The sequence below is a fragment of the Flavobacterium sp. genome (genome assembly GCF_044369455.1).
GTDB lineage: Bacteria > Bacteroidota > Bacteroidia > Flavobacteriales > Flavobacteriaceae > Flavobacterium.
In genome coordinates this window covers 17,313-36,235 of sequence record NZ_JBIPLW010000004.1, presented here as the reverse complement: position 1 = coordinate 36,235, position 18,923 = coordinate 17,313, and the positions used below count along the sequence as shown (strand labels likewise).

Genomic DNA, 18,923 nt, shown 5'->3' with positions numbered 1-18,923 from the left:
AATTTTATTTACAATCTTGTCATTCCGACGAAGGAGGAATCTCATCAACTCCTTTCTATTACTATGAGATTCCTCCTTCGTCGGAATGACGAAAAGGAAGAATATTATAATTATAATAATTCATAAATCCCCGCACTTCCTTGCCCAGTTCCAACACACATACTTACAATTCCATATTTATCGCCACGTCGTTTCATTTCATCAAAAAGTTGAACAGAAAGTTTTGCTCCGGTGCAACCCAATGGATGACCTAAAGCAATAGCACCACCATTTACATTGATGATATCCGGATTCAAGTTTAATTCACGAGTAACTGCTAATGCTTGGGATGCAAAGGCTTCGTTTAACTCGATTAGGCCAATGTCATTCAAAGATAATCCAGCTTGTTTTAACGCTTTCGGAATGGCTTTCACAGGTCCAATCCCCATAATTCTTGGTTCCACTCCAGCCGATGCAAAATTTACTAATCGAGCTATTGGAGTGAGGTTCAATTCTTTTACCAATTCTTCACTCATGATTAAAACAAATGCAGCACCATCGCTCATTTGCGATGAATTTCCAGCCGTAACACTTCCATCGGCAGCAAAAACGGGTTTTAAGTTTCCTAAAGCAGTAGTGTTGGTATCCCCTCTTGGTCCTTCATCTTTGGTTACTGTGTATGATTTGGTTTCTTTTTTTCCATTTTCATTGATGAACGTTTGTTCCACAGTTATCGGAACAATTTGCTTATCAAATTTACCTTCGGCTTGCGCTTTTAATGCTTTTTGATGTGAGTGGAATGCAAAAGCATCTTGGTCTTCGCGAGAGATGCTGAATTGTTTGGCAACCGCTTCCGCTGTTAAACCCATTCCCCAATAATAATCTTCGTTTCCAGCTTTCGCCACGGCGTAATCTGGTGTTGGTTTGTAACCACCCATTGGAATAAAACTCATGCTTTCGGCACCACCAGCAATTATGCAATCAGCCATGCCACTTTGGATTTTTGCAGTGGCCATTCCGATAGTTTCCAATCCAGATGCACAATAACGGTTGACAGTTACTCCGGGAACATCGGTCACTTTTAATCCCATAAGGGAAATTAAGCGTCCCACATTCAATCCTTGCTCGGCTTCAGGCATGGCGTTTCCTACCATTACGTCGTCAATTCTTTTCTTGTCGAAATTGGGTAATTCATTCATCATGAACTGAATGGTTTCGGCTGCCAATTCGTCGGGACGTTTAAATCGAAAAACACCTTTTGGAGCTTTCCCAACGGCGGTTCTGTATGCGGATACTATGTAGGCTGTTTTCATAATTTTTTAAGTATTAAGATTGGAGTATTAAGTATTAAGACTTCCAATATTTTGTTTTTTTATTGTATTAAGATTGGAGTATTAAGTATTAAGTATTAAGACTTCCAATATTTTGTTTTTTTATTGTATTAAGATTGGAGTATTAAGTATTAAGACTTCCAATATTGTTTTTTTTTTTATTGTATTAAGATTAGAGTATTAAATATTTAAGAACTTTTACTAGCAATTATATCTTGATACTTAATACTCTAGTCTTAATACTTTAAGTTTTAATGTTTTTTGAAATGAGAAATTCATGTTTGAAACTTCTACTAACCGATTGATTATTGGTTGAATTGTTTCTTCTTTTATTAGTTTTAATCTTTTAGCTAAAATTAATTGAGTGATTAATTCAAAAGTTGAGCCATTTGCTATTCCTAAAAATTGAATAAATTCTTTGTTATGATTTCTTCCTGAACCTTCAGCTATGTTTGAGGGAATAGACATAGCACATTTTTTTATTTGATGAATTAAATTGAATTTTTCATCATTAGGTAAAAGCAGTGAAACTTCATAAACTTCAACGGCTATATCCATTGCTTTCTGCCAAATTTTTAATTTTTCAAAGTTGTGCATATTCTGTGTTGTATTAAGATTAGAGTATTAAGACTACTAATCATGTTTAATTATTTAATTATTTTATACTTTAAAAACCCTTATCATCAGTCTTAATACTTCTGTCTTAATACTTAATAAATAAGTCTTAATACTTAATACTCCAGTCTTAATACTTAATACTTCTGTCTTAATACTAATTTCTCAACGGTTTCCCCTTAGTTAACATAAACTGAATTCTTTCCAACGTTTTTCTTTCAGTACACAAACTCAAAAACGCTTCACGTTCAATATCTAATAAGTATTGTTCGGATACGAATGTTGGTTCTGATAAATCACCACCAGCCATCACATAAGCGAGTTTGTTAGCGATTTTTAAATCGTGTTCAGAAATGTATTTTCCAGCCACCATTTGATTGGTTCCTACTAAAAACATTCCCAACGCTTGTTTTCCTAGTACTTTTACATCTTTACGTTGAATAGGTTGCGTATATCCTTGTTCTGCCATTTGCAATGCGATTTGTTTTGCCACTGCAATTTGTCGGTCTTTGTTAACTACCACAATATCTTTTCCTTTTTGTAAAACACCCGTATCAAATGCTTCATACGCCGATGTGGAAACTTTTGCCATCGCCACAGCTAAGAAATATTCTTGCAGTACATTCAATTCGACGTCATTTTTATGGAACAAATCGGAAGCACGTAATGCCATTTCTTTTGATCCACCGCCACCAGGAATTACACCCACGCCAAATTCTACCAATCCAATGTAACTTTCGGCCGCAGCCACAACTCTATCAGCATGCATGGTCATTTCGCAACCACCACCTAATGTCATTCCGTGAGGCGCCACAATTACCGGAGTAGAAGAGTAGCGCACACGCATCATCGTATCTTGAAAATATTTAATAGCCATGTTTAGTTCCTCGTATTCTTGTTCTACGGCCATCATAAAAATCATTCCGATATTGGCACCAACCGTAAAATTGGCTGCTTGATTTCCGATAACCAATCCGTTGTATTCTTTTTCGGCTAAATCAATTCCTTTATTGATGGCCGCTAAAACATCGCCACCAATGGTATTCATTTTTGATTGGAATTCTAAATTCAAAATACCATCTCCAATATTAGTGATTACAGCACCGCTATTGCTCCATACTTTTTTGCTTTCACGAATATTGTTTAGAATGATAAAACTATCTTGTCCTGGTACTTTGTTTTGTGATTTGGTTGGGATATTGTAAAAATAAGTAGCACCTTCTTTAATGGAATAAAAACTGGAGCTTCCCGAGGCTAACATGTCAGTAACCCAAGTTGCTGGCTGATATCCTTCGGCTTGCATTAAGGCAATTCCTTTTTCAACACCAATAGCATCCCAAATTTCAAACGGGCCGTTTTCCCAACCAAAACCTGCTTTCATAGCATCGTCAATTTTGTAGAATTCATCGGTTATTTCGGGAACACGATTGGAACAATACGCAAACATAGCAGCGAAATTTTTTCTGTAAAAATCACCTGCTTTGTCTTTACCTTTTACCAAAACTTTGAAACGATCAATAGGTTTGTCAATGGTTTTAGTTAATTCTAAGGTGGCAAACGAAGCTTTTTTAGCAGCTCTGTATTCTAAAGAATCTAAATCTAAGGAAAGGATTTCTTTGCCTTCTTTTTTATAAAAACCTTGCCCTGTTTTGCTCCCCAACCATTTATTTTCCATCATTTTAGTGATGAAATCTGGTAATTTAAAAAGATCGTGCGCTTCGTCATTTGGGCAACCTTCGTATAATCCATTAGCCACATGCACCAAAGTATCCAAACCAACAACATCAACCGTTCTAAACGTTGCCGATTTTGGTCTGCCAATAACAGGTCCCGTTAATTTATCAACTTCTTCAATAGTTAATCCCATAGCTGACACCAAATGGAATAAACTTTGGATACCAAAAATTCCAATACGGTTTCCAATAAAAGCAGGCGTATCTTTAGCGATCACAGACGTTTTTCCTAAGTATTTTGAACCATAATCAAATAAGAAATTTAATACTTCTGATGATGTTTTTGGTCCAGGAATTATTTCAAATAACTTTAAATAACGTGCTGGATTAAAGAAATGCGTTCCACAAAAATGCGCTTGGAAATCATCGCTACGTCCTTCGCTCATGAATTTTATCGGAATACCCGAAGTATTTGACGTTACTAATGTTCCCGGTTTACGGAATTTGTCTATTTGTTCAAAGACTAGCTTTTTAATATCCAAACGTTCTACAACCACTTCAATGATCCAATCGTAATGGGCTATTTTAGCCATATCGTCAGTAGTATTTCCCGTGGTGATTCGGCTTGCGAATTTCTGACTGTAAATAGGCGATGGGTTCGATTTTAAAGCATTGGTTAAATGATCGTTTACCAAACGATTGCGAACCACCTTACTTTCTAAAGTAAGTCCCTTTTTTTCTTCAGCCTCCGTTAACGCATTTGGAATAATGTCTAGAAGCAGTACTTCTAAACCAATGTTGGCAAAATGACACGCAATTCCAGAACCCATGATTCCAGATCCGACGACTGCCACTTTTTTGATTGTTCGTTTCATTTATTTTTTATTAGATGAAAGAAGCAAGAAGCAAGAGAAAAGACTATTCCAGTTTACTGATAAAACCAGTAATCATTTTTTGGAATTCAATAATCTTATTTTCTATTTCTGTTGTTCTTTCTTCGGTTATATAACTATTTTGATTTGCTATTAATAATTGTGTTTGTAATTCAAAAGAGGAGCCTAAACTGATATTTAAAAAATGTTTAAAATGAATATCACCTCTATTTGAGCCTTCAGCAATATTTGAAGGCATCGAAACCGCAGCTCTGTTCATTTGACTCACTAATCCATAAACCTCACTTTTAGGAAACTCTAAACTTATTTTATGTATATCACTGGCTATTTCCATTGATAGTATCCATATTTTTAGATTCTTAAAGTTATGTTTCATAAGTCTTGCCTCTTGCCTCTTGCTTCTTGCTTCTTTTCTCTAAAATATTTTCTTCTCAGCAATCAATTCATTAATCACATCAGCTACTTCCATAAAATTCTGAAGCTTATCCTCCGATATATTGTTTCGAATGGTTTCATTAAATTTTAATACTGTTTCTTTGGATTGCGCTCTTTTTTCTTTTCCAAAATCAGTTAAATAAATTAAAACACCTCTTCCATCGTTTGGGTTTTTTTTCCGAATGATTAATCCTTTTTCTTCTAAGGTTTTCAGCGTGCGACTGAGGCTAGTAGCTTCCATTCCCATTCGAGAAGAAATGGCTGTTGATGGCGTTCCGTCTTCTTTATCGATACTTAGTAATGCAAAACCAATTGCCATCGAACCATCAAATTTGGATGCTTCTTCGTTATACATTCGGGCAACGGCTTGCCAGGTAGCGCGGAGTATATAATCTATTGTTTTTTCTTTCATAGCATAACTAAAACGACTTAGTTGACGTTTCAAAGATATAAAAATTTATTATGCGCGCATAGTATTTGTGTTAATTTTTTTTATAAAGATGCAAGATGCAAGAAGCAAGAAGCAAGATGTAAGAGGCAAGAAGAAAGAGTGTTTATAATAAGTAGACATTATTCCTATTTTAGATGTTACCATCTTTTCTCTTGCTTCTTGCTTCTTTTCTCTCCCTTAAAATTCCCTTAAGAATAAAAAAACCTACAGAAAGCCAAAACCCAAAGGCACAACTTTTCTAAGTTGGCTTGTAAGAACCACCGGACTGCAGCCCACAGTAGTCTGATTAATACTTTAGCTTATGAACCAAAAGTACGTTATCGTGATTATGGGGAAGTTATCTGAGCTGGAAGCTCGTATTGAAGCCCTGAATACCACAAAAAAAAGAAGAGGTTTTACTAGACAGCCTCGATATGCAGCAACTCCTCCGCTGCAGCAAGTCTACTTTACAGCGGTTACGTAACAATGGAGACATCCCTTGTACCAAAGTTGGCAGAAGATACTTTTATTCCAAAAGTTTTTTTACACAGGAATTTATCAATAGCATTATTAAGGAGGAAGACCCGTCGAAGCGGTTTGATTATTAAACGGCACCGTCACTTCGATTTCCCGTCTCGTTGACAAACGAGATTGGGTTCAAATCATCGTAATCGGGGTATTGTTATATCTTGTACTTCTATTTTTTAGCAATAAATTTGCCATTTAAGTCAATAAAACCTTTTATCCCTTTTAGGGTTACCGCTGCATAGTCTGCTTCAATTTCTCCAAATTGTTCAATTGTGTCATAGGTTGGTGTAACAACTTCTTTTCCAAGGTTATTAATAAATCCTAATTTGTTGTCAAGATGAACTAAAGCCCAGTCTGCTTTGTATTCACCAAACTGCTTGATTTTGTCATAAGTAGGAATAATGATTTCTTGACCTTGTTCGTTAATAAATCCTAATTTGTTGTCAAGCTCTACTAAAGCCCATTCCGCTTGAAATTCGCCAAACTGCCCAATTTTGTTATAAGTAGGTTTTACTACTTCTTCTCCTTTATTGTTGATAAACCCGAGTTTATTTCCAAGTTCTGTTAATAACCATTCTGCTTTATATTCGCTAAATTGTCCTATTTTATCGTAAATAGGTTTAACAACTTCTACACCTTTATCGTTGATAAAGCCAAGTTTACTGCCAAGTTCGACTACACACCAATCTGCTTTATATTCACCAAACTGTCCAATTATATCATAGGATGGTTTTAAGACTTCTACACCATTATCGTTGATGAAACCCAGTTTACTGCCAAGCCATACTGATATCCAATCTGCTTTATATTCACCAAACTGTCCAATTATATCATAGTATGGTTTTACGACTTCTTCTCCTTTATCATTAATGAACCCAAGTTTTTTGTTACGTTCTACCAGCGTCCAATCTGCTTTAATTTCGCCAAATTGTCCGATTATATCATAGGATGGTTTTACGACTTCTTCTCCTTTAACATTAATGAACCCTCGTTTTTTGTCAAGTTCTACTAACGTCCAATCTGCTTTAAATTCACCAAACTGTCCGATGAAGTCATAAATTGGTTTTACGACTTCTTCCCCTTTATCATTAATGAGTCCTAGTTTTTTGCCAATTTGCACTGAAGTCCAATCTGCTTTAAATTCACCAAACTGTCCGATGAAGTCATAAATTGGTTTTACGACTTCTTCTCCTTTATCATTAATGAACCCGAGTTTTTTGCTAATTTGCACTGAAGTCCAATCTGCTTTAAATTCACCAAACTGTCCGATGAAGTCATAAATTGGTTTTACGACTTCTTTTCCTTGCTCATCAATGAAACCAAGTTTTTTGTCAAGAATTACTAATGCCCATTCTGCTTTATAATCACCAAATTGCCCAATCTTATCATAGGTTGGTTTTACAATCTCTTTTCCTTGTTCATTAATGAATCCTAATTTATTGTTAAGTGTAACTAATGCCCAGTCCGCTTTATATTCTCCAATCATCCCTACATTTTCATATTTGGTTTGGGCATTTACTAGAACAACCGCCATAGTAAAAAATACAGTAGTTACTATATATTTCATAATTTATTTTTTTTGAATTGTTTTATTTTTATTAATCATAACGGTTTTTAGCAAAATGATGTTATGGAATCTTACTTAAATCATTTACACAGAAAAAAAGTTTTGCTAATTCAAAATTAATAATCCTTAGACTTTTTTACAAAAGTAGCGACTATTAAATAATTTTTGAAAACAAAATTACTTCATCATCATATTTTGCTACTCCTAAAACCAAGGTTAAACATTTTTTTTACACCTGGAGTTATTGCTACAATAAAAAGAAAAAAAAAGATAAGCAAAAAAGGACTTTTATTGCTTTAAAAAAATAATTTCTAAATTTGCCTAAATTTATTAAAACAAATATAAAGGAGTGTCCCGTCTCGTTGGCAAACGAGATTGGGATTGACCCGCGGCACCCGAGCGTAAGGAAACTAGCGAAGCAAAGCCGAACGGTGCGAAGCAAATCGAGAAGCTTCTGTTTACATAAGAGTTCTCGATTTCCTTCCATTGCTAAGCTCAAGTCATGCGGTTGCGGGGAAACCGCTGTTGTGTGCTGTTTTTATTTGTAATGTTCGTAAAATTTGTTGTTAAATAGTTCAGTTGGGTCGTATTTTAGTTTTAGTTGAAAAAATTTGTCTGCTTTTGGATAAGATTTTCTCATTTTGTTTTTGTCAATGTGTAAGCGATAAGGCAAATAATATGTTCCTTCGTTTTTCAAAGTAACTTCTAAAAGTTGGTTTGTCAACTTTTTCATTTCTGCTTCTTGTTTGTCTGTTTTCTTTTGATTGAATAAGAGCACAAAACCAAAAACATTTTCTCGTGCGTAACTCAAATAACTGTCGTTGTCTTGATGAACGCCACGAATGGTTATGTTTAGCAAGTCTATTTTTGAGTTTTTTAAAATAGGTTTCATATCCGTAATGAATTGATTAAAATTCCTTTCCGGGATAAAATATTCTTGAAGCAAGTCGGTTGAAGAAGTGTCTTTATTTTCAATCAATGAAACGTGGTCGTTTAAAAGTTCGTTTCTTGAATAAATTTCGTTTTTGGAAATTTTATTCATTCCGGTCTCCAAATCCCAACGAAGACGTTTCCCGTATTCGCTGTTTACACTTCCTCTAAACACTAATCTTTGCGCTTCGGTGCTTTTTTCATTTTGTAAAACGGGAATAGTTGCTTCAAATTTTTGAAAGAAATTTAATGTTGCTTCTTCTAAAAAATGTTTATCTGAAATCCGTAATCTACCAAAAACAAGATTGACATTTGGATTTTCTGAAATGTATTTTTTGTAATAGTTTACGTAATTTTCAGGACTTAAACGAATGTATTTATATCGCAAGGCTTCATTTTCAACAACTTTTAACTTCACATCTAAAACAATACCGAACAATCCGTATCCGCCAATAACTAGTTTAAACAGTTCTTGATTTTCTTGTCTGCTACAATTGATAATTTCTCCGTTTTCTTTCATCAAAGTAAAAGAAATTACACTTGCAGAAATTGGTGGTACATCTTTTTGCCAACCGTGTCCGTTTACACTTATTGAACCACCAATAGAAAACGAACTGAATGCTTGCATTATAGCAATAGATTTTCCATACTTGTCTAAATATTTTAAAGCGTCTTCCCATAATGCACCTGAACCAATTGTCAAAATATTTTTTGAAGTGTCAAGTTCCATTTGCTTGTAAGGAAGCATATTTAATACAATTCCGTTTGGATAAATGGTGTGTCCACCCATACTGTGCTTTGCACCTGCAATAGAAATTTTTAAATTATTTTCTTTTGCGTATTTCAAGACATTTTTGAGTTGAATTTCAATCTTTTTTTTGTCATTTGGAACTTGAATAATTGTGTCAATTTTTGTTAAGTTCAATTGACTTGCATCATTTGTAAAACCTTTTGGAATTTCAATTTCAATTTCTTTTTCATTCCATTTTGTTTTTAGGATATGAAAAATAGGTATAGTTAGAAATATAATTACTGCCAAAATTCCGATTAGCCAAAGGTGCTTTTTCTTCATTTATTTGTCTTGTTTTTCTCGGTCGTGTTGTAAAATTGCACACAACGGTTTTCGGCTTGGTGATGTGGCGGAAATCGAAGCACAAATGTTTAGTTTTGCACAAAAGTTCAATCGAAGAACTGTCGTTGAATTTAGCACTTCAGCCGCCATATTGCCAAATCGATGTTAGTGGCAGTTTTATTTGTTTTCGTAATTCTTCGTTTATGTTTTCTTTTGTCAAACCTACTGTTTTTAAGGTTGTCCAAAGTTCATTTTCAGTCTTTAACATCTCCATTAACTTCCCTTTCCCATAGACTTTTAATGTCCTTTCCAAAATTAAGGCAGAAGTTAAATATGGAATTGAGGTTTCGTTTTCAAAATAATTTCTTTCGTATGCGTCTGTATGTGTCGCAAAATTGTAATCTTTATTTTCATTTAGGAATTTGTCAAGTTTGTTTCTGTGCCATTCATAACTATATTTTCCGCTTCCCGCCATCAATGTAGCCAATCCTTCGTCAATAAATTTGTCAATTTTAGGGAAATGATTACTTGTATAAAGATGAACTATTTCGTGTGTATAAATTTCAGAGTTATTACCTGAAAATATAATATTTCCGTAATCAGCAAGTCCACCAGTTTTGTCAACATACATCATTGGATTGTAGTCAAAACCCTTGATTTCAAAAAGTTCTTTCGGTTTTACACAAGAATAATAGGTTATTGATATTGGTTTGCATTGAAAGAAACTGCAAATTTTGTCAATGTCTTTTTTTTGTTCACCAATTTCAGTTGAGTTGATGATTTTGTTTGGTGATACTATGTAGGTCATACTTTCACTGCTAAATGTTTTCCATTTTTCAGTTGAAAAGTCCAAATACCTGCTAAACAAAACTTTGTCTTGTTGAATGTTTGCAACAAGATTATAAATTGATTTTAACTGATTTTCTTTCGTTTCATTGTTGTGTCCGATAAAAGCAATTTTTAGTATTTTTTGATTTAGTTTTTCTGTTGGAATTATTTCCACCAAAGTCGGTAGATAAAAATCTTTCCCATATTTTGAATTTTCAATATTATAAATGTCAAGATATGGATAAATGAACTTTTGAAAATCTGATTGAACCCAAAATTTATTTTCTGTCAATGAAATGTTTTTGGTTTTCAGAAATTCAGTCAAAGTTTCAATAATTGTCTGATTGGTTTTGTCAGTCTTGTCAATAATTGGCGAAACGGTCAATGCAAATTTATCTTGCTTTGGTTCTTGTCCGTTACAAGCCAATGTCAAAAAAGTCGTTAATATGACTAAAATATGTTTCATTTTTCGGTTCTCAAAAATTGTCACTAACTTGTGTATTCTCATATATAGTGCACTTTTATCGCTCTCAAATCTACTCAAACCCATCGCTACGCCAGTCGCTACGCTCATGTCATGCTGTAGCTGGGGCTGCTTTATTCAATTATTCTAGTTAATAAAAACGCTCCTAATCCTAGTTTTAATGATAATTCGTTTTCGGTTGATTTTAATATTTTGAATTGTTGAGGACCACCTTCCATGCCACGTATTACCAACGTATTAGTCTCTGTATTTAATTTCCATTCACCACTTTCTTTTTCACCAGCCATATGAGTGTAAAATTTTCCATCAGGCAGGAATTCCATTTTCCATTTTCCAATTACTTCAGCTTTCATATAGGCTAATCCTGCTGCATCAACTTCTTTATTTAAAGCTTTAGTAAATACCCATTTTCCAATTATTAAAGGCGATTTTTGTGCCTTTACGGTAAAGACAAGAAATAGCAATAGAAGTGTTGTAATTAGTATTTTTTTCATTTTCATTTTTTTAGTTGCATACCACACGAAAGATTCGTGCGGCAGCGGGGGGAATTAATCCTGAATATATATTTAAACTTTTTCATTATTTTATTTCTTCAATATCTTCCAATTGCCAAGTTTTATCAAAGTAAGCTTCAGTTGGTCCGTAAAAACGAAAGTAGGGAAACCAACCTTTGCCTGGTAGTGTTTTAATATAATTTTTATTAGCGCCAGCAGGTTTTTTTGGGCCAAAGTAAATATCAACGGAGCCATCAGCATTTTTCTCAATATCTTTTCTTGAAGACATGTCTGCAGAACCTTGATCTGTTACCAATGGTCCTCTTGTAACATTGTCATATAATGTAATTGACCAAAATTGTTTAACTGGTGCATTTGCCGGTACATGAAAATGGTAACTCTTTGAACCCACAAGCCATTTACCTGCTTTGTCTTTTGAAGTTTCCAAATAAACCTGACCAAATCCTAATATTCTTCCTTGCATTCCTGTGCTGTTTCCAATGGCTTCATAAAACCATGAAGCTCTTTGATCCAGTTGGGTATAATTACTGTCTTCTTGATTTAATTCAACCATGTTAGCATACTCCCAATGCTTGTCCTTCCACACAATTGATCCGTCAAATCTTTTCTCATAAGCATTGGCCCGAGCGGTCAATTCACCCACTATGGCTGCCTCGTTAAGAATTTTGGTCAAGCGCTCATCCGGTTGAAAAGCTTTACCTTTTTCAATTCCAAGTGAAGCCATCATACCATAAATAACCCTGTCACGGGTTTGTATAGGTTCTGGTTCAAGTGCTTCAGCGACCATTTTAAAGTAGTTCGCATCAGTAGGTTGTGCTGATGTCCATGCTTTACCATTTACTGGGACAAAATTGGTTACAGTGGCCTTAGATCTCTCGTTCCAACTGTAAATTTTAAATTTCCTAATAGTCTCCTCAGCAATTTTTGGATTTGGATCCAATGCTCTGGTGCCAAACCATACTTGTACAGTAGGAGAAATATAAACCCTGTAACCTGGAGCAGCAATCATTTTAGAACCAGGAGGAAGAAACAAATATTTACCTCCTGCACCTTTGTCGGGTCCGGTTTGACCAATATCTGTAATGGGCTGCTGCCAAAGATCAAGAAGACCACCCGCTATTAATCCTGCTGGTGCATCGATAACGAATGCACCTTGCTTGTCGAAATTCCAAAAGCTAAATGCATAAAGCGTTGTAATGTTTGGTGTAAGCATACCACTTTTATCTTTAAGGTCAAAAAACATCGATATCTCACCGTCTTTTATACCAAGTTGATCACGTTGAGCAAGGTGCAATCCATGAAAGCCAACCATTGGCAATGCCCAAGTGTGTATCTGACATGCCCTTTGAAAATCCCTTTCATCATAGAGTTTTGTAATAGCATCTTCTGAAGGATAACCACTTTCTAATTTTAAATCACCAAATCGTGTAACAATATTGTCACCTGTTTGTTTTTGCTCTGTATTATCGGTGTTGGAAGTTGCTACTTTTTCTTTCTGATTGCAGCTGATAGTAATTGTTACTATTAATAAAGATAGTAACCCTGTAATTTTAGTTTTGTGTTTCATTTCTTTCGTTTTACTTATTAATTAATTATTTATTGACTATTTATTAAGGTATTAAGTTTTTATGTATTCGGCGGCATCCTAACGGCTTTCCACTAACGTGCCGCCAATTAATGAATTTGCGAGCTTCGTAACGGCATATTTTCCACTAAGATAAAAATTCTTGCGAAAGAAGAATGTGAATTTTGCACATTTTTCGCCATTTCTTGAAACGGCTATTAGCCGTTCGGTTTTTTTAAAATCTATATCCAATTCTCAAGTGTAAATTAAGAGCTGTTTCGCTTTCGTTTTCTAAATAACCTGCTTTCTTAGCAAAAATATATCTGTAACCAATTCCAATTCCGGTTTCGTAGTTGAAATGTTTTCCAATATTTCTTCTAATTCCCCAAGTTGGTACGATTGAAATATCACTAATAATAGTAACATTGTCATAATTTGAAATTACGAACCAATCTGGATGAAAACTTGTTTTAAGTGAAACAAAATTTCCACTATTTCCGTCAATTCTTTTCGATTTGCTTACTCTTTTATTCAAATTATAATACCATCGTGGTTCGGCAGTTATAACTGGTGTCATTAAAAACCCGATTTTGTCGTAAAAATCACCGCCCCAAATTCCACTATCAAGTCCAATTTCACTTCGTAATGCAATTTGATTAGTCAATTTCGTTTCGTTATGTGCCCAACTACCAAATAAACCTATTTGAATACCAAATACAGATTTTTCAACACTAGTACTTTGAGATTTTACAGTTATTGTTAAACTGAGTAATACTAGAGTCAGAATTGTTTTCTTCATAAAATGTTTGATTTTGTTTTTTAATTTTCGATTTCGATTTCGTTCCGCCAAACTGACGGCTAATTGGTATGTAGTAGCAATTATTTTGAATTTTTATCTCTCACAAATCTACTCAAACCTTTTTATCCTTACAACCAATCGTTAATAACTTCCTAGATTTTAATCTATTTTCTCCCACCTTTCTTCGCATCTCCTCCAAAAAAACCAACCTTTTGTATAATCAAGCACATTTCTTGCCATGGGTTAGGAATGGATTGATGCAGCTTGAACATTTTGTTGACGCAGCCTCGACAACTTCTCGACGTGGCTTCGACAAGTTCTCCACCGTAAGGGTATAAAAAAACCACGAGAACTAACTCGAGGTTTTTACATAGTATAAAATGCTTACTGCATTTTTCCATTACCAACAGCAACTCTAGCCAATTACTATGAAGCGTTACTATTAATTGCCCTCGAACCATCAAATTTGGATGCTTCTTCGTTAAACAAACGGGCAACGGATTTCTGGGTAGCACATAGTATTTATGTTACGTTTTATTCATAGATAGAATTATTAGGTAAAAAGTAGGACAACAAAAAATAATTTATTCTTCTTGTTGTTGTTTTAAAATAGGAGTATACAAAATTCCAAGTAGGCCACCTGTTAATAAACCTCCAATATGAGCAGCGTTGTCAATAGTACCAAACATGCCTATTATTAAAGAGATAATAAGTGAAATACTACCAATAAAGAGAAAAGCTTTGTTTATGGATTTGTCAGTTACTTTCATTAGTATTAAGATTATCATAAATCCATATAAGCCGAAAATAGCACCCGATGCTCCAACTGTATTAACTTCATCATGCCATAATAAACTTGTAATTCCGGCACCAATCCCACATATTAGGTAAACGGTTATAAATTTCCATCTTCCTATTATAGGCTCTAAAATTATCCCCACAAAGAACAAACTCAATAAATTGTTGAGAATATGCATAATTCCGCCATGCAAAAACATATATGTAAAAAGACGCCAATATTGACCGTCTAATTTTATATATGGAGTATATAGACTTCCCTTTTCAATCAACTCAAGTCCACTCATGCTAACAAAACCTAATCCTGAAAAAATCAGCCACAAAAAGACTATTATATTAGTGTAAATTAGTATTAGAGAGGCAAAATTGTTTCCTTGTGGAATTATAAAACTATATTTTTGGCGCCATGATTTTCTTTTTTCAAGTACTACTTTTTTATTGTAGATAATCCATTCTTCTGGTGTTTTTAATCGGAAGCACAGAAGTAATAGGAGTAAGACTACTAGTGCTATTCCTGCAGATATAAATATCCAAACCAATGATTTTCCACTGCGGTCATCAAACTTCCCTTGTTTTGTAATTAATAAAATATTTTCATCACTACTTGTCCATTTGTTTTTTTCTGTTGCTTTTGTATAAAATTTTATATCACTGCTATTTTTTAATCTTTCGAGATAAGTAAATTTATATCGTTCTTTAAAAAATTCACTTTGACTTCGTTTAGTAAAATCCTGAAATGCGGTTACTTTTTCTTCATCGGATTTGTAATTACTCATTTGATATTGATAACGTTTACACATCCAGTAGTGCGTCTGATGAACAAGCGTATCCTGTGAAGTTTCCATTATTGGAACAACACTATAAATGTAAAAGTTGAGCTTTTCGCTATTTTTCCCACTTGTTTCTGCATTTTGCTCTATACTGACATCTTTTTTTAGCAGATAATAGTCATCAAGCGTGTAGTATTTTGTTTTGGGATACTGGTCGATTTCGCTTATTGTTCGAAGATGTGTAATACTTCCCGTTGCTGAGGTAAGATAGTTTTGCGAGATTATTAACGGAGCTGACCATCCTACTATTACGATAAGATATATAAAATCACGTTTTTTATCGTCTTTAAAATACAATCGGTTAATACTGCGTTTCATGTAAAATAATGCAGTAATAACAGCAATTCCCAAAGGAATAAATATGTTTATGATACTGTCATCTAAATTAATCCAATCGAGCTTAATGAATAGAAACCAGTTCCAAAAGCTATACCCAATAATAAGTAGTAGCATGCATGCTAAAAAAGGGAGCAGTATGTATTTTAATTTGAGAAAGTAGTTATTCATGCAATATTTTAATCAAGCCCCAAACTTTTGATATACGATTTATTATTAGATGGTCTTCCTAAAAATTCCTCTACTGCTTGAATAATATCTTTCTGTGTTCCGTTGGCTAAAATTATATTACGGTAACGAATACCCGTTTTTGTATCTGTTAACCCATTCTTTTCAAAGACAGTAAACATATCCTTTGCATATACTTCAGACCAAAGGTAACCATAATAATACACTGGGTGTGTATTGATATGGATCCAACTAGCCTGTGGGTGGGTATTGTTTACATAAAAGTTAAATACGCCCAATTCTTTATCAATAGTTCTCCATAATTGATCTGAAGAAACTGGTGCTTTCGCATTGTATTTGTCATATAAATTCATATCATACAAACATTTTTGTAGCGATTGTAATGTACCCAATCCTGAAGCTACTTTTTTTGCTTTTTGTAAATTATCAAATGTCGCCTTTGGCAATACTTCGCCCGTTTTATAGTGTTTGGCAAACGAACTTAGTATTGCATAATCATCCAGCCAATTTTCGAACAACTGCGACATTGATTCGGTGAAGTCGGCTTTAGAATCTGATTGTGAAGAGTATTCGCCATGATACGACATCATGTTAACGATGTGACCAAATTCGTGAAAAAGGGTATTGAGTTCTTTTCGGCTTAACAATGAAGGTTGCGTTTTTGTCGGTCGGGTAAAATTCCCAAGAAGCATAGATACTGGTATTTCATTTCCTTTTCCGGAAACAATATTTACGCCATAGAACCAGGTTTCTTTGTTAGGTCTTGGAAACAAATCCATATAAAATCTTCCTTTAAGTTTTCCAGATTCATACACTTCATATAGTTCCACTTCTTCATGCCAAACGGATGGATTTTGTACTTTTTTGAATTCAAATCCTAGAAGCTTTTGATATATAGTAAACATGCCATTTAAGCATTCTGTCATTGGAAAATAAGATCTTAAATCTTCGTTGTTTACATTGAACTGTTTTTTTTGAATTTGAGTTTTATAAAATGCAATATCCCAAGGTTCTAATTTTATATTTTGATTTTTTAATTCAGTCTTTTTTTCATTTTCTAATAGTATAACATCGGCTTTTGCTTTTTCGGTTACTTTACTAACTAAGTTATTAATAAAACTCCATGCTGTTTTAGAATCTTTAGCCATTCTTGGAACCAAACTATACGAAGCATAAGTTGGATACCCCATTATTTTTGCCAACTCATCACGCTTTTTAACCAAACTATCTAAAATGCTTAAGTTTTTTTCCGCCGCTCTACTTGTAAACTTGATAAAATAGGCTTTTCGTGTAGCTGCTTCAGTAGCAGTTCCCATTACGGTTTCATTGGTAGCATTTATAATTGGAATTTCATAGGTACCTTCAGCTACTTTGTAATTGGTTTTAAACCCTTCAGGAAGTCCAGCCACTCCTTTTTCATCAAGTGTTAAAACATCTTTTGATGAATTCATATTGTTAGAATAGTTTGTAGAAAGTTCGCTAATCGCTGTCGATAGATTTTTAAATTTCTGAAGCTCCTTTTCGTCCAAATTAACTCCAGAGCGTTCAAAACTAAGAATCATATCATCCACCAAGTTTTTCCTGTTTCCTTTAAGCAAATTGTAGCTAGGAGACGCTTTAAAACTTAGCATTTTGGAATATAGTTCCTTATCAGAATTGATGCTTGTAGAGAGTGAATCTAATAATTGATAATTTGATAACCCTTTTGCTCTGATGATTGAATCAGTAGCTACCCAATATAGCATGAAGCAATTGTTACTTGTGGTGTTAATTTTATTTTTAACAACATCCATAGCTTCAAAAATAGATGAAAATGTCACCGTTGGTTGTTTTTTTATTTCAATAATACTTTTAGAAACTTGACCAATTGTGTTATTGGTATAATCGGTTACGTCTTTCGGAGTAACGGCGGCATACATCACAGGAACATTAAGGTCTACTAGAAAAGGGTTTTTAGAGATGTTCTCATTTGATTGTGAATAGGAGTTGAAAATAGCTACAAAACACACTGAGAAAATAACATAGTTTAGTTTCATAATAAAGATACGTTTTTGGATAATTTTTTTATATTTTTCAAAGTTAAGCTATATTAGCTAAAATAAAATAACGCTCGTAAATAATTTCACGAGCGTTTTTTTATTATGAAAATGGAATACTTTATTTCATTTTACCATTGACAACTGCTACAATCGCACCAACAACAGACCCAATTACTGCAGAAGCAACTACGTCTATTCCCATCAATTTAATATCAATGGCATCTTTATACATATTGTAAAAGAAATTATTGCATAAACTCATAAAAAGAGCAATACCTGCAGCCATTTTTATTCCGGCAACACATTGGGAGATTCCTTCACCCTGCGAAAACACATACGAAACCAAGAACCCAAAACACATACAACCTAAGAAAATGAACATCATGTTTTCTGGTCCTGCACCTTCTGGTTTAGGCATAGTATCTTTTAGTAAGATACCCCAAATCAGCCATCCCATAAGGAAATCAGCAATTCCGCCAACAATTCCACCGACAATAAAGTTTTTTACATTCATAATTAATAATTTAATTGGTTAGTGTAATAAAATTATAAATTATTAAACAACTGTTAAAATTCCATAGTATTAATTATTAACTATTTAAAAATCAATAATGTTAATAACGTATATATCAAAAAATGTATCTGTTATCGTTGCAAAAAGAATGCTGAAATAAAACAAAGGTATTTTCTTGATAATACTTTATTTAAAGGTGCATTAGATGTATTTTAATTACTATCTTCATGTTATTTTTTCCTATTTTCTAATTATATTTTTATAAAGAAATTATGTTTTTATATAAAAAAATGTGATACCTATTTATTTTTTATCTATTTTAGATAAAATTATTGCATAGAAAAACTATACATCAACAATACAAATACAACTATTCCTAATTTTGATTTTTGTTTTACTAAACAAAAAAATCCTTTGTAAATAGGGTACTGTAGATTATTTCAAGTAGTAATGATTATTATTTTTTTGTATAGTTATTATATACAAATGGGTGCTGTTTTTAGTTTGATAGTTATGTACATTTAATGTCCTGAATTTCATCTATGCCTATTTATAAATTGGATAACCTACAAAC

At 33.6% G+C, this 18,923-nt stretch carries 15 protein-coding genes; 1 reads left to right on the top strand and 14 read right to left on the bottom strand.

Annotated elements, in window-relative coordinates; all coding sequences use genetic code 11:
• Positions 1-110: 110 nt before the first annotated feature.
• The 5 genes from ACIQ2L_RS05140 to ACIQ2L_RS05120 all read right to left on the bottom strand — a co-directional run bounded on the left by ACIQ2L_RS05140 (position 111) and on the right by ACIQ2L_RS05120 (position 5,338).
• Positions 111-1,292 (bottom strand): acetyl-CoA C-acyltransferase, encoded by a 1,182-nt coding sequence (locus tag ACIQ2L_RS05140; protein WP_396157041.1) that lies wholly within the window; start codon positions 1,290-1,292, stop codon positions 111-113.
• Between the two features lie 240 nt (positions 1,293-1,532).
• On the bottom strand, positions 1,533-1,907 hold the full coding sequence (locus tag ACIQ2L_RS05135; RefSeq protein ID WP_396157040.1) for a four helix bundle protein: 375 nt from the start codon (positions 1,905-1,907) through the stop codon (positions 1,533-1,535).
• A gap of 175 nt (positions 1,908-2,082) precedes the next feature.
• Positions 2,083-4,473 (bottom strand): 3-hydroxyacyl-CoA dehydrogenase/enoyl-CoA hydratase family protein, encoded by a 2,391-nt coding sequence (locus ACIQ2L_RS05130; RefSeq protein WP_396157039.1) that lies wholly within the window; start codon positions 4,471-4,473, stop codon positions 2,083-2,085.
• Between the two features lie 43 nt (positions 4,474-4,516).
• Positions 4,517-4,867 (bottom strand): four helix bundle protein, encoded by a 351-nt coding sequence (locus ACIQ2L_RS05125; protein ID WP_396157038.1) that lies wholly within the window; start codon positions 4,865-4,867, stop codon positions 4,517-4,519.
• A 39-nt stretch (positions 4,868-4,906) separates the two neighbouring features.
• A complete protein-coding gene (locus tag ACIQ2L_RS05120) occupies positions 4,907-5,338 on the bottom strand; it encodes a MarR family winged helix-turn-helix transcriptional regulator (RefSeq protein ID WP_396157242.1) in 432 nt (143 codons plus the stop codon).
• Between the two features lie 452 nt (positions 5,339-5,790).
• Here ACIQ2L_RS05120 and ACIQ2L_RS05115 point away from each other — a divergent pair, with 452 nt between their 5' ends.
• Positions 5,791-5,964 (top strand): helix-turn-helix domain-containing protein, encoded by a 174-nt coding sequence (locus ACIQ2L_RS05115; protein WP_396157037.1) that lies wholly within the window; start codon positions 5,791-5,793, stop codon positions 5,962-5,964.
• Between the two features lie 89 nt (positions 5,965-6,053).
• Here the strand turns inward: ACIQ2L_RS05115 and ACIQ2L_RS05110 are convergent, their stop codons facing one another.
• The 9 genes from ACIQ2L_RS05110 to ACIQ2L_RS05070 form a co-directional block, all read right to left on the bottom strand.
• Entirely contained in the window at positions 6,054-7,451 is a 1,398-nt protein-coding gene (locus ACIQ2L_RS05110; protein WP_396157036.1) for a WG repeat-containing protein, read from the bottom strand.
• 538 nt (positions 7,452-7,989) lie between these two features.
• Positions 7,990-9,453: an FAD-dependent oxidoreductase gene (locus ACIQ2L_RS05105; RefSeq protein WP_396157035.1), complete on the bottom strand. Its 1,464-nt coding sequence runs from the start codon at positions 9,451-9,453 to the stop codon at positions 7,990-7,992.
• Between the two features lie 139 nt (positions 9,454-9,592).
• Positions 9,593-10,747 (bottom strand): hypothetical protein, encoded by a 1,155-nt coding sequence (locus tag ACIQ2L_RS05100; protein WP_396157034.1) that lies wholly within the window; start codon positions 10,745-10,747, stop codon positions 9,593-9,595.
• A gap of 131 nt (positions 10,748-10,878) precedes the next feature.
• Positions 10,879-11,259 carry a lipocalin family protein gene (locus ACIQ2L_RS05095; RefSeq protein WP_396157033.1) on the bottom strand — a complete coding sequence of 127 codons (381 nt, stop codon included), beginning with the start codon at positions 11,257-11,259 and terminating at the stop codon, positions 10,879-10,881.
• 85 nt (positions 11,260-11,344) lie between these two features.
• The gene (locus ACIQ2L_RS05090) at positions 11,345-12,847 is read right to left on the bottom strand and encodes a DUF1254 domain-containing protein (RefSeq protein WP_396157032.1); all 1,503 of its coding nucleotides are present in this window, start codon (positions 12,845-12,847) and stop codon (positions 11,345-11,347) included.
• Positions 12,848-13,079: 232 nt separating this feature from the next.
• Complete coding sequence (locus ACIQ2L_RS05085; protein ID WP_396157031.1) at positions 13,080-13,643, bottom strand: hypothetical protein; 564 nt, start codon at positions 13,641-13,643, stop codon at positions 13,080-13,082.
• 584 nt (positions 13,644-14,227) lie between these two features.
• A complete protein-coding gene (locus tag ACIQ2L_RS05080; protein WP_396157030.1) occupies positions 14,228-15,622 on the bottom strand; it encodes a rhomboid family intramembrane serine protease in 1,395 nt (464 codons plus the stop codon).
• A gap of 164 nt (positions 15,623-15,786) precedes the next feature.
• Positions 15,787-17,832: a M3 family metallopeptidase gene (locus tag ACIQ2L_RS05075; protein WP_396157029.1), complete on the bottom strand. Its 2,046-nt coding sequence runs from the start codon at positions 17,830-17,832 to the stop codon at positions 15,787-15,789.
• A 121-nt stretch (positions 17,833-17,953) separates the two neighbouring features.
• On the bottom strand, positions 17,954-18,349 hold the full coding sequence (locus tag ACIQ2L_RS05070) for a hypothetical protein (RefSeq protein WP_396157028.1): 396 nt from the start codon (positions 18,347-18,349) through the stop codon (positions 17,954-17,956).
• Positions 18,350-18,923 lie beyond the last annotated feature (574 nt).